Origin of the sequence: Microbacterium neungamense (genome assembly GCF_024971095.1) — a bacterium.
GTDB classification, from domain to species: domain Bacteria; phylum Actinomycetota; class Actinomycetes; order Actinomycetales; family Microbacteriaceae; genus Microbacterium; species Microbacterium neungamense.
In genome coordinates, this window is the sequence record NZ_CP069717.1 from 1,208,837 (window position 1) to 1,223,271 (window position 14,435).

Consider the following 14,435-nt stretch of genomic DNA (forward strand, 5'->3'; position numbering starts at 1 on the left):
AGTGAGCGACATCATCCGCCTGAGCGCCGCGGACCTGGCCGACAGGCTCACCGCCGGGGAGATCTCCAGCGTCGAGGCCACCCAGGCGCACCTCGACCGGATCGCCGAGGTCGACGGCGACGTGCACGCCTTCCTGCACGTCAACGAGCACGCGCCCAACGCCGCCGCCGAGATCGACCGTCGCCGGGCCGCCGGCGAGCAGCTGGGCGCCCTCGCCGGCGTGCCGCTCGCGATCAAGGACGTGCTCGTCACCACCGATCAGCCGTCGACGAGCGGTTCGAAGATCCTCGAGGGGTACATGTCGCCCTTCGACGCCACCGTGGTCGCGCGTTCCCGTGCGGCCGGTCTCGTGCCGCTCGGGAAGACCAACATGGACGAGTTCGCGATGGGCTCGTCCACCGAGCACTCCGCCTACGGCCCGACCCGCAACCCGTGGGACCTCGAGCGGATCCCCGGCGGCTCCGGCGGCGGCTCGGCCGCGGCGGTCGCCGCCTTCGAAGCACCTCTCGCCCTCGGCTCCGACACCGGCGGCTCGATCCGCCAGCCCGCGCACGTCACCGGCACGGTCGGCGTCAAGCCCACCTACGGCGGCGTCAGCCGCTACGGCGCGATCGCGCTGGCCTCCAGCCTCGACCAGGTCGGACCGGTCACGCGCACCGTGCTCGACGCCGGTCTGCTGCACGACGTCATCGGCGGGCACGACCCCAAGGACTCCACCTCCCTTCCCGACGCGTGGCCGTCCTTCGCGGACGCCGCGCGCGAGGGCGCGAGCGGGGAGGTCCTCAAGGGCCTGAAGGTCGGCGTCATCCGTGAGCTCCCCGACTCCGGCTTCCAGCCGGGCGTGGCGGCCTCCTTCCACCAGGCCCTGACCCTGATGGAGCAGCAGGGCGCCGAGATCGTGGAGATCTCCGCCCCGCACTTCGAGTACGGTGTGGCCGCGTACTACCTCATCCTCCCCGCGGAGGCCTCGAGCAACCTGGCGAAGTTCGACTCCGTCCGCTTCGGCCTCCGCGTCACCCCGGCCGGCACCCCCACCGTGGAGGACGTCATGTCCGCCACGCGCGAGGCCGGTTTCGGGCCCGAGGTGAAGCGGCGCATCATCCTCGGCACCTACGCCCTGTCCGCCGGGTACTACGACGCGTACTACGGCAGCGCCCAGAAGGTGCGCACCCTCATCCAGCAGGACTTCGCGAACGCGTTCGCCGACGTCGACGTCATCGCCACGCCGTCCGCGCCCACCACGGCGTTCCGGCTCGGCGAGCGGATCGACGATCCGCTGCAGATGTACCTCAACGACATCACCACCATCCCCGCCAACCTCGCCGGGGTCCCCGGCATCTCGATCCCGTCCGGGCTCGCCGAGGATGACGGCCTCCCGGTCGGCATCCAGTTCCTTGCGCCGGCGCGCGAGGACGCCCAGCTGTACCGGGTCGGCGCGGCCCTCGAGGCCGTGCTCACCGATTCCTGGGGTGGCCTGCTGCTGGACCGAGCCCCGTCGCTCGTGGGAGGGAACCGCTGATGGCCGCTGCGCTGATGGACTACGACAAGGCGCTCGAGCTGTTCGAGCCGGTGCTCGGCTTCGAGGTGCACGTCGAGCTGAACACCGAGACCAAGATGTTCTCGGACGCCCCGAACCCGGCCAACGACGCGTACCACGGGGCCGAGCCGAACACGCTGATCGCCCCGGTCGACCTCGGGCTGCCCGGGTCGCTGCCGGTGGTCAACGAGCAGGCGGTGCGATCCGCGATCAGCCTCGGCCTGGCGCTGGGCTGCTCGATCGCGGAATCCTGCCGGTTCGCGCGGAAGAACTACTTCTACCCTGACCTCGGCAAGAACTACCAGATCTCCCAGTACGACGAGCCGATCGCCTTCGACGGCGCCGTCGAGGTCGAGCTCGAGGACGGCACCCGGGTGACCATCCCGATCGAGCGCGCCCACATGGAGGAGGACGCCGGCAAGCTCACCCACATGGGCGGGTCGACCGGCCGCATCCACGGCGCCGAGTACTCACTCGTGGACTACAACCGCGCCGGTGTGCCGCTCGTCGAGATCGTGACCAGGCCGATCTTCGGCGCCGAGCACCGCGCCCCCGAGATCGCCAAGGCGTACGTCGCCACGATCCGCGACATCGTGCGCAGCCTCGGCATCTCCGAGGCGCGCCTCGAGCGCGGCAACCTGCGCTGCGACGCGAACGTCTCCCTGCGCCGTCGCGTCCCCGAGGGGGCGCCGCCCGAGCCGCTCGGCATCCGCACCGAGACGAAGAACGTGAACTCGATGCGTTCGGTCGAGCGGGCCGTGCGCTACGAGATCCAGCGTCAGGCGCAGATCCTCGCCGACGGCGGCACGATCGTGCAGGAGACCCGGCACTGGCACGAGGACACCGGGGTCACCTCCCCGGGCCGTCCGAAGTCGGATGCCGACGACTACCGGTACTTCCCCGAGCCGGACCTGCTGCCCGTGCAGCCGTCGCGCGAGCTCGTGGAGGAGCTGCGGGCCGCCCTGCCGGAGCAGCCCGTCGCGCGCCGGCGCCGCCTCAAGGCGGACTGGGGCTTCGGCGACATCGAGTTCCAGGGCGTCGTCAACGCCGGCCTGCTCGACGAGGTCGAGGCGACCGTCGCGGCCGGGGCATCCCCGGCGGCCGCGCGCAAGTGGTGGATGAGTGAGATCAGCCGCATCGCCAACGCGCAGGAGACGGATGCCGCCTCGCTGGTCTCCCCGGCCGACGTCGCCGCGCTGCAGAAGCTCGTCGATGCCGGCACGCTCACCGACAAGCTCGCCCGGCAGGTGCTCGAGGGCGTCATCGCGGGGGAGGGAACGCCCCAGGAGGTCGTCGACGCCCGCGGGCTCGCCGTCGTCTCGGACGACGGGGCGCTCATCGCCGCGATCGACGAGGCCCTCGCCGCGCAGCCGGACGTGCTCGCCAAGATCAAGGACGGCAAGGTGCAGGCGGCGGGCGCCATCATCGGCGCCGTGATGAAGGCGATGAAGGGCCAGGCGGATGCGGCTCGCGTCCGCGAGCTCATCCTCGACCGCGCCGCCCAGTAGCTCCCACCCGTTTGGGGCGGGTTCTCGCGTTCGGGGCGGCGGACGACCCCCCGAACATGAAAACCCGCCCCGAACGCATGGGGGAGGGAGAATGGCCTGATGGGACGCGGTGACGGATCGGGGCGCATCGTCTCGCCGCCCGGGGCCGACGACAGCGGCACCGGCATCCTGCACGTCGACATGGACGCGTTCTACGCGGCGGTGGAGGTGCTGCATGATCCGTCCCTGCGCGGCCTGCCGCTGATCATCGGATCCCCGGACGGGCGCTCGGTGGTCTCCAGCGCCTCATACGAGGCGCGCCGCTTCGGCGTGCGCTCCGCCATGCCGGTGTCCCAGGCGCTGCGGCTGTGCCCGACGGCCCGCATCGTCCCGCCCGACTTCTCCCGCTACCACGCCGTGTCCACGCAGGTGATGGCGATCTTCGACCAGATCACCCCCGTCGTCGAGCCGCTGTCGATCGACGAGGCGTTCCTCGACGTGCGCGGTGTGCGCCGGCTGTGGGGCAGCCCCGGGCGGATCGCGGAGCTGATCCGCCGGCGCGTGGCCGACGAGGTCGGCATCACCTGCAGCGTCGGGGTCGCCGCGACCAAGCACGTCGCGAAGATGGCGTCCACGATCGCCAAGCCGGACGGGATGCTGATCGTCCCCGCGGCCCGGACCCAGGAGTTCCTCGACCCCCGACCGGTGCGCGCGATGTGGGGTGTCGGGCCGAAGGCCGCCGAGGCGCTCGAGTCCCGCGGCATCCGCTTCATCCGCGACATCCGCACCACATCGCCGTCCGCGCTCGAGCGTGCCGTCGGCCCCGCCCTCGCCGGCAGGCTGCGGGAGCTGGCGGCCGGGCACGACCCGCGCCGGGTGGAGACCAGCCGGGTCGAGAAGAGCGTCGGGCATGAGGAGACCTTCGACACCGACGTCTCCGATCCGGAGTTCCTGCGCTCGGAGCTGCTGCGCCTGGCCGACCGGGTCGCGGCGCGGCTGCGCCGGGCGGAGTGGGAGGCCGGCGGCGTGGCGATCAAGGTGCGTTTCGCCGACTTCAGCACGGTCAGCAGATCGCACACGCTCCCCGAGCCGACCTCGGTCGGCCAGCGCCTCGGCGAGGTCGCCCGGGGGCTCTTCGACGAGATCGCCCGGCGCGACCCGGTCCGCCTCGTCGGGGTGCGTGCGGAACGCCTCCGCCCGGCGGGCGGGGCGCTCGGCCTCTGGGACGACGACGAGGACTGGCGCCGCGTCGAGGGCGCCCTCGATCGGGCGCGCTCCCGGTTCGGAACCGCCATGGTCACGCGCGCCCGGCACCTCGGCGCAGGCGACGGGCGCGGGGCGGCACCGCACCCGCGCAGCCCCTCCGATCCGCGCCGAGATCTCGAATGACGGATGCCCCGGCCGGTGGGCTAGCGTAGCTGCATGCCTCACATCGCACTCGAGCTCGGCCGCAGCGCCGCGTCCTTCGGCGTGAAAAGCGCCTACGGTGAACCGCAGCAGGTGGACGGGGCGGAGTTCACGCCCGTCGCGCTCACGCTGACCGGCTTCGGCGGAGGCAACATGGACGACTCCGCCGGCGGCGGAGGAGGCGGCGGAGTCGCCATCCCGCTCGGCGTGTACGTCCGTCGTGAGGAGGGGCTGCGCTTCGAGCCGAACTTCGTGTCGCTGCTTGCCGTGGCGACGCCGTTCGTCTGGATCGCCGGCCGCGCGCTGAGCCGCATCATCCGTGCCCTCAAGAAGTGACGACCCGGTCGCGGCGGCGATCGCCGCGGGCGTGGCACGGCTGCGCGAGGCCGTCCGCGAGGTCGCGGCCTCGAACCCGGTCGTCCTGATCGACGGCCGCAGCGGCGCGTGCAAGACGACCATCGCCCGTGTGCTGGTGCGGGAGTGGCCGCTGCAGACAGCGCCGCAGCTCGTGGCTCTGGACTCGATCTACCCCGGCTGGGACGGCCTCGCCGAGGGGGTGGAGACGGCGCGGGAGCGCATCCTCCGTCCGCATGCGCGCGGCCTCCTCGGCACCTGGCAGCGCTTCGACTGGGAGGCCGGGGAGTACGCGGAGAGCCACGCGGTGAATCCTGCGCTCGGGCTGATCGTGGAGGGGTGCGGGGCGCTCACGACAGCGACCGCACGCCTGGCGGACGTCCGCGTCTGGGTGGACTCACCCGAGCCGAGTCGCCGGCACCGCGCGCTCGGGCGCGACGGGGACGCGTTCCGGCCGCATTGGGACCGCTGGGCGGCGCAGGAGCGGGCGCACATCGCCCGTCACGACCCGGTGGCGCTCGCAGACGTCGTGATCCCCATCCCCTGAGGTGTCAGGGCCGCTCCGGCGGCGCGTCCTGCTCGTCCGCGACGCGGATCAGCCCGTCCAGGCGGTAGCCGAGCCAGTCGTACACGGCGAACCGCGGGTCGTCGGGGTGATGCTCATCGGACTCGTCGACACCGAGCCGGGACGCCATCACCAGGCGCATCGCGGTCAAGGTGCGCAACCACGCGTCGAGGTCGTCCACCCGGATCACCACGTCGCGCGGAGCCAGCACCGCGTCGTCATCGTCGTCGTCCTCGATGCGGAAGCCGTCCAGCGCGGCGCGCACCACGCGGGCGTCCCCCGCCCGCCGGTCCAGCAGCTCCCGCCGGGTCAGCTCCGAGTACGTGGCGGCGGCGTCGCGGTCCTCCGGGTAGGCGTCCGGGGTCAGGCGAGCGAGCCCGGCGTCCTCGGGCGCCTCCTCGTCGAGCAGCATCCGGAACTCGTCCACGAGCCGCGCCAGGTGCACGCCCTCGATGAGCGCCAGCGGCAGCAGGATCACGCGGTCGTCCATGTCTCGGTTCCTTCCCCGGGCGTGCTCACAGCGGCGCCTTCCGCACGGTCGCCCACAGGCCATAGTCGTGCATGGCACGGGCGTGGGTCTCCATCGTCTCCCGCGGCCCGGTCGCGACCACGGCGTGCCCCTCGTGGTGCACGGCGAGCATTAGGCGCGTGGCGTGCTCCCGCGAGTACCCGAAGTAGGTGCGGAAGACCCGCACGACGTAGCTCATCAGGTTCACCGGGTCGTTCCACACCACGACCTGCCACGGTTCGAGCGGAGCGGCGGTGAGATCGACGGCCTCGTCGACGTCCTCGTCAACCTCAGGGGCGGCGAAGGGCGCGCTCATGCCCACCCCAGCTCATGCAGCTGCGCATCGTCGATGCCGTAGAAGTGCGCGATCTCGTGGACCAGTGTGGTGTGGATCTCGTCCCGCAGCTCGTCCTCGGTCTCGCACGCGGCCAGATGCGCGCGGCGGTAGACGACGATGCGGTCGGGCAGCTCGCCCATGCCGTACTGGCCGCGCTCGGTGAGGGCCAGGCCGTCGTAGAGGCCGAACAGCTCCTCGCCGTCCTCGGGGGCGTCCTCGACGACGAACACCACGTTCTCCAGTCCGTCGACCATGTCGTCGGGCAGCCGGTCGAGCTCCTCGATCACCAGGGCTTCGAAGGCATCCGCGTCCAGCTGCATGCCGCGGGGGAGGGGTCGCTCCATGTGCACCCGCCGGCCGTGCCGATCCAGGCCCAGACGCGCCTCGGCCGACACCAGCCCGCGGTGGAAGTCGTCGTCGGGGTCGGGATGCTCCTGGAAGCCCGCCGAGGCGTAGAACGGGGCGTTCCAGGGCACATCGGCGTAGGTGCGCAGTGTCATCCGGGTCGCGCCGCGCGCGGCTGCCTCGTCCATCGCCGCCTCGAGCAGGGCTCGGCCGTGACCGCGGCGCGTGTGCCCGGGCAGCACGGACAGCTGCTCGAGGTGCGCGGTCTCCTCGTGCTCGATGACGTGCGCGAAGCCGACCGGGGCGCCGGACCCGGTCTCGGCGACCACCAGGACGAACCCGCCGTCGTCGAGACGTGCACGTCCCGAGGGCGACGTCCCCCAGTCGAGCGGACCGAACGCCTCCTCGAACAGGGCGTCGGCCGCGGCTTCGATGCCGGCCAGCGCGGCCAGATCGGCCTCGGTCGCGGGGCGGACGTGGGAGGGCATGTCTCGATGCTATCGAGCCGAGCGGGAGCGGTGCGGGCATGCGGCACCGAAGAGCGGAAGCCCGGTGACCTTCTGATCACCGGGCTTCCGAGTGGGGTGAGTAACGGGGCTTGAACCCGCGACCTCCTGGACCACAACCAGGCGCTCTACCAACTGAGCTATACCCACCATGCGCCCGCTTCCGCAGGCAACCAGAAGAGTCTATTACACGTTTGAGGTGAACTCCGACACCGTGCGCGCGGCGATGTCGCGCGCGTCGTCGCTGGACGGTCCCGGCTCGGTCACGAACACCGCCTGGCGGTAGTACTGGAGCTCGCGGATCGACTCGAGGATGTCGGCCAGGGCGCGGTGCCCGCCGTCCTTGGCCGGCGCCTGGAAGAACACGCGCGGGTACCAGCGGCGGGAGAGCTCCTTGATGCTCGAGACGTCCACGTTGCGGTAGTGCAGGTACTGGTCGATCCGCGGCATGTACTTGGCGAGGAACATCCGGTCGGTGCCGATCGTGTTCCCGGCCAGCGGCGCCTTGCGCTCGAGCGGGACGAAGCGCTTGATGTACTCGAGCGTGCGCTCCTCGGCCTCGGCGATGGAGACGCCGTGCGGGATCTCGTCGAGAAGCCCGGACGTGCGGTGCATCTCGGTGACGAACTCGTTCATGTGCGCCAGTGCCGCGTCGCTCGGCTTGATCACGACCTGGAAGCCCGGATCGAGCGGGCGCAGTTCGAAGTCCGTGACGACCACCGCGATCTCGACCAGCTCGTCGACGGCGAGGTCGAGGCCGGTCATCTCGCAGTCGATCCAGACCAGGCGGTCGTTCTCGGAGGCAGAAACCATGCTCACATCCTAGTGATGGCGGGCGAAGCTCCATCGTGCGCGGTAGCCTTGGGGATACCGCCTCCTTAGCTCAGTGGACAGAGCGACAGCCTTCTAATCTGTTGGTCGCAGGTTCGAATCCTGCAGGGGGCACGCCTGGTGGCCGACGAGCCCGAGGTCGGCGTTCGCCGTTCTTCAGTACCGCAGCGCCGCGACCGCATCGTCCGCCTGCCAGAACTCGCCGACGAGCCGGAACGTTCCGGAGGCCAGATGCAGCCGCTCGGCACGGTAGCGGATGCCGAGCGGATCGGCCACGACCCGCAGGTGGCCGCGGATGCTGCCGCGCTCGTCGACCACGCGCCAGAGATGGTCGGCCGCGCGCTCCAGGTGCTCGGGACCGCGCAGCGCCGGGGTCTCCCACAGCATCGAAGGCAGGTTCTCGATCAGGGTGTTCATGTCGTCTCCTTTCCGTGCTTCGAACATAAGGACGACCACCGACATCGGCTCCCGGGCGATGTGCACCCGCCGCGCGGCATCCCTACACTGTGCTGGTGACGTGGACGATCTGGCTCTCGCTGCTCGCCGCGTGCATCGTCATCAGCCTCACCCCGGGCGCGGGCGCCATCAACACGATGACCAACGCGCTCAACGAGGGCTGGCGGCGCTCGATCTGGGGAGTGCTCGGCCAGCAGGCCGCGCTCGTCGTGCACATCGCGATCGTCGCGGCCGGAGTCGGGCTGCTCGTCTCGCAGTCGCCCGTGCTGTTCGAGACGATCCGCTATCTCGGCGCCGCGTACCTGGTCTACCTCGGCATCCGGCTGATCCTCGCCCGTCCACAGGCCGAAGACGCCTCGGAGCCCGCGGCACGGCGGCGCGAGGGGCGCTGGTCGATGTTCCGCCGCGGCTTCTGGGTCAACATCCTGAACCCGAAGGCGATCGTGTTCTTCCTTGCCTTCGTGCCGCAGTTCGTGCGGCTCGACCGCGATCCGCTGCCGCAGTACCTGATCCTCGTCGCGACGGTCGTGGCGGTGGACGTGCTGGTGATGTGGTTCTTCTTCGCGGTGGCGGCGCGGCCGTTCCGCCGGCTCACCGGCAGCATCCGCGGGCAGCGCATCCTGAACGCCGTGTTCGGCGGGCTGTTCATCGCCGTGGCCGCGCTGCTGCTCTTGGTGCACTGAGCTGCTCACGGTGCACCGAGGCCGTCGTGAGGTGCGCGCACGCGCCGTGACGCACGCCCCGGCCGACACGGAGGGTGTAGCGTGGTAGCGACGACAAGGAGATCGACATGGCGAAGAAGACGTTCGTGCTCGCCGGCGGCTGCTTCTGGTGTCTCGACGCCGCCTACCGCCCGTTGCGCGGGGTGGAGACGGTGGTGTCCGGCTACACCGGCGGCACCACACCCCACCCCAGCTACGAGCAGGTGTGCACCGGCACGACCGGTCACGCCGAGGCGGTGGCGGTGACCTTCGATCCGGACGTGATCCCCGAGGATGTGATCCTCGACGCGTTCTTCACGATGCACGATCCGCGCCAGCTCAACCGTCAGGGCAACGACATCGGCACGCAGTACCGCAGCGCCATGTTCCCCGCCGACGACGAGCAGCGCGCCCTGTTCCAGAAGGCCCGCGACCGCGCCGCCACGTACTGGGACGGCGAGCCGGTCACCACGATGGAGCCGCTCGGCGAGTTCTACCCGGCGGAGGAGTACCACCAGGACTTCTTCGCGAAGAACCCGACCCAGGGCTACTGCAACGCCGTCGCGGTGCCGAAGGTCAACAAGGTGCGCGCTCGGTTCGCCGAGTACGTCGCCTGAGTCGTTCCTCCTCCACAGCGGGCGGATCCCGCGGGTTCTCCACCGGCACCGGCTTCCAGCCTGATGCCGGCGTCCGCGCCGGAGCACGCTGTAGTGATCCGGGCGCGGACCCGGCACGACAGGAGGACGAACATGAGCGACACGGTGACCATCCGCGGCAACATCGGCGGAGATCCGGTCAGGAGCGTGACGGCGAACGGCGACGCCGTGGTCCACTTCCGGGTGGCCACGACATCCCGTTATCGCGACCGCCGCACCGGCGAGTGGGTGGAGAAGGAGCCGAACTGGTACTCGGTCTCTGCGTTCCGCCAGCTGGCCGAGCACGCCAAGGCCTCGCTGCGCAGCGGTGATGCGGTGATCATCACCGGCACGCTGCAGCTCAAGGAGTGGGACAGCAACGGCCGGAAGGGGTACGCGGCGGACATCGTCGCGGATGCGATCGGGCACGATCTGCGGTGGGGGACCAGTGCGTTCCTGCGCGCCCGGCGGGCAGCGCCGCAGGCGACCGAGGTCGCGGTGCCGCCGACCACCATGCCCGCTCCGGCGGTCGCCGCGCCCTCGGCCCCCCAGAGCTGGGCCCCCGCCGGCGAGCCGGTCGCGGGCGGCGCGGCGGAGGAGGACGCGGACAGCGACCAGGAGCTGTGGGACGACGCCGGGCTGGCGCGGGTGGAGGAGGAACCTGCCGAGGCGTACGCCTAGCCCCGGGCCCCGACGGCCGCTGGTGCGAGCGATGCCCGCGGTTGCGGCGGCGGGGGATGCGGGCGGTGGCGGTGGGAGGGCCCGGGGTGGTGGCGCGAAGGGGCGTGGTCTGCGGCGGCGGGCGGATGCCGGACGCCTAGACTACGGGCGTGCCCCCTGGATCGTCCGCCGCCGCACCCCGCAGCGTCCGCCCGTGGCGGTACGGGGCGGTGCTCGCGCTCCTGCTGGCGCTGACCGGGTGCGGGCAGCCGGCTCCGGATGCCCGGGACACGGCGGCCCCGACCGCCGGGGCGTCGTCGGTCCCGCCCGGGTCGAGCGCTCCTCCCGGGGAGACGACCGGCCCCGGTGCCGCACCGCCGCCCGCGGCGGAGCCGCCGGTGCTGCATCCGGAGGGGACCGCGGCGGACAATCTGCCGCTGTTCGCGCACGTCACCGCCGGCGTGTGGGCGTCGGAGGATCGTGCGCGGGGCGGGGCGTACATCGACGCGCTCGTCGCCGCGGGGTTCGACAAGGCACGGATGCAGGTGACGGAGGACGAGTCCACGGTCGGCAATCCGGCCGAGAGCCTGCAGTTCTCGGTCGCGTGGCACGACGGCCAGTGCCTGATCGGTCAGGTGGGGCCGTCCACGGGCGACCCGGTGACCGCGGTGATGCCGCAGCTCGGCGACGGGCGGTGCCTCATCGGCCGGACCCGGCCGATCGACTGGTGATCCGGGCCGCCCGGAAAGGCCGGGCCGCCTCCGAGCCTGCCCACCGGCCGGACGCCCGCCCACGGCCCCGCCGACGCGTCATGCGGGACCGGGGATGTGACGGCATCTCGGTAGTCTGTCCGGGTGGACACCGACGCATCCACCCTTCCGCCTGAGACCACCGCAGCCCGCATCGGCCGGATCGCCGGAGCCTGGTTCCCGCTGATCGTGCTCGCGGCGGGGGCGATCGCCGTGTTCGTCCCGGGGCCGTTCCTGGTCCTCGGACCGTGGATCACGCCCCTGCTGATGATCATCATGCTCGGCATGGGGATGACCCTGCGGGCGTCCGACTTCGCGATCGTCGCCCGCCGACCCGTCGCGCTCCTCATCGGGGTGCTCGCGCAGTACATCGTCATGCCCACGACCGGCTGGCTGCTGGTCACGCTCCTGCAGCTGGACCCGGCGATCGCCGTCGGTGTGATCCTCGTCGCATCCGCGCCGGGCGGCACGGCCTCGAACGTGATGACCTATCTCGCCAAGGGCGACGTCGCCCTGTCCGTCGCGATGACCACCGTCTCGACGCTCCTCGCGCCGATCCTCACACCGCTACTGGTCCTCTTCCTCGCCGGGTCCTACCTGCCGGTAGACGCGGCCGGCCTGTTCCTCTCCATCGTGCAGATCGTGCTGATCCCGATCGCGGTCGGCCTGCTGCTGCGCCGCTTCCTGCCCCGCCTCGTGGACGTGCTCGTCGAGTGGATGCCGCTGGTGTCGGTCGTCGGCATCACGCTCGTCGTCCTCGCCGTGGTCGCCGGCAGCGCCGCCACGATCCTCGCCTCCGGTCTGCTGATCTTCGCGGTCGTCATCGCCCTCAACGGCGTCGGGCTGCTCCTCGGCTACGGAGCCGCCCGCCTCGCAGGCCTCGACGAGGCCTCGCGGCGCGCTGTGAGCATCGAGGTCGGCATGCAGAACTCCGGGCTGGCAGCGGGACTCGCGCGCACCCACTTCACCCCGGAGGCGGCGCTGCCGGCGGCGATCTTCTCGGTCTGGCACAACGTCTCCGGCTCTCTGCTCGCCGGGTTCTGGTCGCGCCGGGTGCCGGCGGACGCTCGCCGCGCCGCCGCCGCGCGCGGCGCCGGCTGACGCCGACCCCTCGGCCCGCCTCCGTCCGCGCCACCCGTTAGGCTGGAGAGTCGGGCCCGCCGCCCGATCCGCATGCCCGCCGACAGAAGGAGCGCTGCTTCGTGGCCGAGTACATCTATTCCATGGTCCGAGCCCGCAAGGCCGTGGGCGACAAGGTCATCCTCGACGACGTCACCATGTCGTTCCTGCCCGGCGCGAAGATCGGCATGGTCGGCCCGAACGGCGCCGGCAAGTCGACGATCCTGAAGATCATGGCCGGACTCGACCAGCCCTCCAACGGCGAGGCCAAGCTCACGCCGGGCTACAGCGTCGGCATCCTCATGCAGGAGCCCGAGCTGGACGAGTCGAAGACCGTGCTGGAGAACATCCAGGAGGGCGTGGCGATCAAGGCGAAGGTCGACCGGTTCAACGAGATCTCCGCACTGATGGCCGACCCGGACGCCGACTTCGACGCCCTGCTCGCCGAGATGGGCGTGCTGCAGGAGGAGATCGACGCGGCGGACGGCTGGGACCTCGACTCGCAGCTCGAGCAGGCCATGGACGCGCTGCGCACCCCGCCCGCCGACGCCCCGGTGGGCCCGCTCTCCGGCGGTGAGAAGCGCCGCGTGGCGCTGGCCAAGCTGCTGCTGCAGAAGCCCGACCTGCTGCTGCTCGACGAGCCCACGAACCACCTCGACGCAGAGAGCGTGCTCTGGCTCGAGCAGCACCTGCAGTCCTACAAGGGCGCCGTGATCGCGATCACCCACGACCGGTACTTCCTGGACAACGTGGCGGAGTGGATCGCGGAGGTCGACCGCGGGCGGCTGATCGGGTACGAGGGCAACTACTCGACGTACCTGGAGAAGAAGGCCGAGCGCCTCGACATCCAAGGCAAGAAGGACGCCAAGCTCGCCAAGCGCCTGAAGGACGAGCTGGAGTGGGTCCGCTCCAGCGCCAAGGGCCGCCAGACCAAGTCGAAGGCCCGTCTGGCCCGCTACGAGGAGATGGCGGCCGAGGCGGAGCGCACCCGCAAGCTCGACTTCGAGGAGATCCAGATCCCGCCGGGGCCGCGCCTGGGCACCGTCGTGATCGAGGCGAAGAACCTGCAGAAGGGCTTCGGCGACCGCACCCTCATCGACGGCCTCAGCTTCAGCCTGCCGCCGAACGGCATCGTCGGCGTGATCGGTCCGAACGGCGTCGGCAAGACCACGCTGTTCAAGACCATCGTCGGTCTGGAGCCCCTCGACGGCGGCGACCTGAAGATCGGCGAGACGGTCAAGATCAGCTACGTCGACCAGTCCCGGGCGAACATCGACCCGGAGAAGACCCTGTGGGAGGTCGTCTCCGATGGGCTGGACATCATCACCGTCGGCAAGACCGAGATCCCGTCCCGCGCCTACGTGTCGAAGTTCGGGTTCAAGGGCCCGGACCAGCAGAAGAAGGCGGGCGTGCTCTCCGGCGGTGAGCGCAACCGCCTCAACCTCGCGCTCACCCTGAAGGAGGGCGGCAACCTGCTGCTCCTCGACGAGCCGACCAACGACCTCGACGTGGAGACCCTGAGCTCGCTCGAGAACGCGCTCCTCGAGTTCCCCGGGTGCGCGGTGGTCATCACCCACGACCGGTGGTTCCTCGACCGCATCGCCACGCACATCCTCGCCTACGAGGGCACGGACGAGAACCCGGCGCAGTGGTACTGGTTCGAGGGCAACTTCGAGTCGTACGAGCGGAACAAGATCGAGCGTCTCGGCCCGGAGGCCGCCCGCCCGCACCGCACGACGCACCGCAAGCTCACCCGTGACTGACCGGAAGCTGCACATCCCGATCCAGCTGCGCTGGGGCGACCTCGACGCGTTCAACCACGTCAACAACACCTCCATGCTGAAGCTGCTGGAGGAGGCCCGCGTGCGCGCCTTCTGGAAGGCCGCGCCGGGGGAGGAGGCGCCCCCGACCGCGCTCCTCGACTCCGGCATCGAGCAGGGCGTCCTCACGCTCATCGCGCGGCAGGAGATCGAGTACCTCGCGCCGGTGCCCTACCAGCGCCGCCCGCTCGAGGTGCAGATGTGGTTCGGCAAGCTCGGCGGCTCCAGCGTCGAGGTCTGCTACGAGGTGTACAACCATCCCGAGAGCGACGGACGGATGCTGTACGCCCGCTCCACCGCGGTCATCGTCCTCGTCGACGCGGCGACCGGCCGGCCGACCCGGATCACCCCGGAACTGCGGGCCGCGTGGGAGCCGTACCTCGGCGACCCGATCGAGTACAACCGGCGCTGAACCGGC

At 71.2% G+C, this 14,435-nt stretch carries 17 protein-coding genes, 2 tRNA genes and 1 pseudogene; 13 read left to right on the forward strand and 7 right to left on the reverse strand.

The features are described from left to right. Position 1: 1 nt before the first annotated feature. The 5 genes from gatA to JSY13_RS05800 all read left to right on the forward strand — a co-directional run bounded on the left by gatA (position 2) and on the right by JSY13_RS05800 (position 5,332). Complete coding sequence (gene gatA / locus JSY13_RS05780) at positions 2–1,519, forward strand: Asp-tRNA(Asn)/Glu-tRNA(Gln) amidotransferase subunit GatA (protein WP_259608135.1); 1,518 nt, start codon at positions 2–4, stop codon at positions 1,517–1,519. Continuing rightward, complete coding sequence (gatB, locus tag JSY13_RS05785) at positions 1,516–3,045, forward strand: Asp-tRNA(Asn)/Glu-tRNA(Gln) amidotransferase subunit GatB (RefSeq protein WP_259608136.1); 1,530 nt, start codon at positions 1,516–1,518, stop codon at positions 3,043–3,045. Before gatA ends, gatB begins: the two co-directional genes overlap by 4 nt. Positions 3,046–3,144: 99 nt before the next feature. Continuing rightward, on the forward strand, positions 3,145–4,413 hold the full coding sequence (gene dinB, locus JSY13_RS05790; protein ID WP_259608060.1) for a DNA polymerase IV: 1,269 nt from the start codon (positions 3,145–3,147) through the stop codon (positions 4,411–4,413). Positions 4,414–4,446: 33 nt separating this feature from the next. Continuing rightward, positions 4,447–4,767: a hypothetical protein gene (locus tag JSY13_RS05795; protein WP_259608061.1), complete on the forward strand. Its 321-nt coding sequence runs from the start codon at positions 4,447–4,449 to the stop codon at positions 4,765–4,767. Continuing rightward, positions 4,751–5,332, forward strand: coding sequence for a nucleoside/nucleotide kinase family protein (locus tag JSY13_RS05800; RefSeq protein WP_259608062.1), 582 nt, complete (start codon positions 4,751–4,753; stop codon positions 5,330–5,332). The genes JSY13_RS05795 and JSY13_RS05800 overlap by 17 nt, the downstream gene beginning before the upstream one ends. Before the next feature lie 4 nt (positions 5,333–5,336). On the opposite strand, the gene JSY13_RS05805 is transcribed toward JSY13_RS05800, so the two are convergent. The 6 genes and pseudogenes from JSY13_RS05805 to orn form a co-directional block, all read right to left on the reverse strand. Beyond that, a complete protein-coding gene (locus JSY13_RS05805; protein WP_259608063.1) occupies positions 5,337–5,840 on the reverse strand; it encodes a DUF2017 domain-containing protein in 504 nt (167 codons plus the stop codon). A gap of 25 nt (positions 5,841–5,865) precedes the next feature. Next, the gene (gene clpS, locus JSY13_RS05810; protein ID WP_259608064.1) at positions 5,866–6,174 is read right to left on the reverse strand and encodes an ATP-dependent Clp protease adapter ClpS; all 309 of its coding nucleotides are present in this window, start codon (positions 6,172–6,174) and stop codon (positions 5,866–5,868) included. Beyond that, a complete protein-coding gene (locus tag JSY13_RS05815; RefSeq protein ID WP_259608137.1) occupies positions 6,171–6,515 on the reverse strand; it encodes a metallopeptidase family protein in 345 nt (114 codons plus the stop codon). The genes clpS and JSY13_RS05815 overlap by 4 nt, the downstream gene beginning before the upstream one ends. Before the next feature lie 114 nt (positions 6,516–6,629). Continuing rightward, a pseudogene (locus tag JSY13_RS05820) lies at positions 6,630–7,028 on the reverse strand (GNAT family N-acetyltransferase); the annotation flags it as partial. A 92-nt stretch (positions 7,029–7,120) separates the two neighbouring features. Continuing rightward, a tRNA-His gene (locus tag JSY13_RS05825) sits at positions 7,121–7,196 on the reverse strand. Between the two features lie 36 nt (positions 7,197–7,232). After that, entirely contained in the window at positions 7,233–7,859 is a 627-nt protein-coding gene (orn, locus tag JSY13_RS05830; RefSeq protein ID WP_259608065.1) for an oligoribonuclease, read from the reverse strand. Between the two features lie 59 nt (positions 7,860–7,918). Between orn and JSY13_RS05835 the strand changes: the two genes are divergently transcribed. Continuing rightward, positions 7,919–7,991, forward strand: a tRNA-Arg gene (locus tag JSY13_RS05835). Between the two features lie 42 nt (positions 7,992–8,033). Here the strand turns inward: JSY13_RS05835 and JSY13_RS05840 are convergent. After that, entirely contained in the window at positions 8,034–8,294 is a 261-nt protein-coding gene (locus JSY13_RS05840; protein ID WP_259608066.1) for a hypothetical protein, read from the reverse strand. A 95-nt stretch (positions 8,295–8,389) separates the two neighbouring features. On the opposite strand from JSY13_RS05840, the gene JSY13_RS05845 reads away from it, so the two are divergent. The 7 genes from JSY13_RS05845 (at position 8,390) to JSY13_RS05875 (ending at position 14,429) form a co-directional block, all read left to right on the forward strand. Next, positions 8,390–9,016: a LysE family transporter gene (locus JSY13_RS05845; RefSeq protein WP_259608067.1), complete on the forward strand. Its 627-nt coding sequence runs from the start codon at positions 8,390–8,392 to the stop codon at positions 9,014–9,016. Positions 9,017–9,123: 107 nt separating this feature from the next. Next, positions 9,124–9,651 carry a peptide-methionine (S)-S-oxide reductase MsrA gene (msrA, locus tag JSY13_RS05850; RefSeq protein ID WP_259608068.1) on the forward strand — a complete coding sequence of 176 codons (528 nt, stop codon included), beginning with the start codon at positions 9,124–9,126 and terminating at the stop codon, positions 9,649–9,651. Between the two features lie 132 nt (positions 9,652–9,783). Beyond that, positions 9,784–10,350 (forward strand): single-stranded DNA-binding protein, encoded by a 567-nt coding sequence (locus JSY13_RS05855; protein ID WP_259608069.1) that lies wholly within the window; start codon positions 9,784–9,786, stop codon positions 10,348–10,350. A gap of 149 nt (positions 10,351–10,499) precedes the next feature. Further along, positions 10,500–11,060: a DUF6993 domain-containing protein gene (locus tag JSY13_RS05860; RefSeq protein WP_259608070.1), complete on the forward strand. Its 561-nt coding sequence runs from the start codon at positions 10,500–10,502 to the stop codon at positions 11,058–11,060. A gap of 123 nt (positions 11,061–11,183) precedes the next feature. Then, entirely contained in the window at positions 11,184–12,179 is a 996-nt protein-coding gene (locus JSY13_RS05865; RefSeq protein WP_259608071.1) for a bile acid:sodium symporter family protein, read from the forward strand. A 101-nt stretch (positions 12,180–12,280) separates the two neighbouring features. Beyond that, positions 12,281–13,960, forward strand: coding sequence for an energy-dependent translational throttle protein EttA (ettA, locus tag JSY13_RS05870; protein WP_259608072.1), 1,680 nt, complete (start codon positions 12,281–12,283; stop codon positions 13,958–13,960). After that, the gene (locus JSY13_RS05875; RefSeq protein WP_259608073.1) at positions 13,953–14,429 is read left to right on the forward strand and encodes an acyl-CoA thioesterase; all 477 of its coding nucleotides are present in this window, start codon (positions 13,953–13,955) and stop codon (positions 14,427–14,429) included. The genes ettA and JSY13_RS05875 overlap by 8 nt, the downstream gene beginning before the upstream one ends. Positions 14,430–14,435 lie beyond the last annotated feature (6 nt).

Excerpts from the sequence above, each read along its gene's own strand:
- dinB (WP_259608060.1), top strand. The coding sequence starts at position 3,145 with ATGGGACGCGGTGACGGATCGGGGCGCATCGTCTCGCCGCCCGGGGCC.
- JSY13_RS05795 (WP_259608061.1), top strand. The coding sequence starts at position 4,447 with ATGCCTCACATCGCACTCGAGCTCGGCCGCAGCGCCGCGTCCTTCGGC.
- JSY13_RS05805 (WP_259608063.1), bottom strand. The coding sequence starts at position 5,840 with ATGGACGACCGCGTGATCCTGCTGCCGCTGGCGCTCATCGAGGGCGTG.
- clpS (WP_259608064.1), bottom strand. The coding sequence starts at position 6,174 with ATGAGCGCGCCCTTCGCCGCCCCTGAGGTTGACGAGGACGTCGACGAG.
- JSY13_RS05815 (WP_259608137.1), bottom strand. The coding sequence starts at position 6,515 with ATGCAGCTGGACGCGGATGCCTTCGAAGCCCTGGTGATCGAGGAGCTC.
- orn (WP_259608065.1), bottom strand. The coding sequence starts at position 7,859 with ATGGTTTCTGCCTCCGAGAACGACCGCCTGGTCTGGATCGACTGCGAG.
- JSY13_RS05840 (WP_259608066.1), bottom strand. The coding sequence starts at position 8,294 with ATGAACACCCTGATCGAGAACCTGCCTTCGATGCTGTGGGAGACCCCG.
- msrA (WP_259608068.1), top strand. The coding sequence starts at position 9,124 with ATGGCGAAGAAGACGTTCGTGCTCGCCGGCGGCTGCTTCTGGTGTCTC.
- JSY13_RS05855 (WP_259608069.1), top strand. The coding sequence starts at position 9,784 with ATGAGCGACACGGTGACCATCCGCGGCAACATCGGCGGAGATCCGGTC.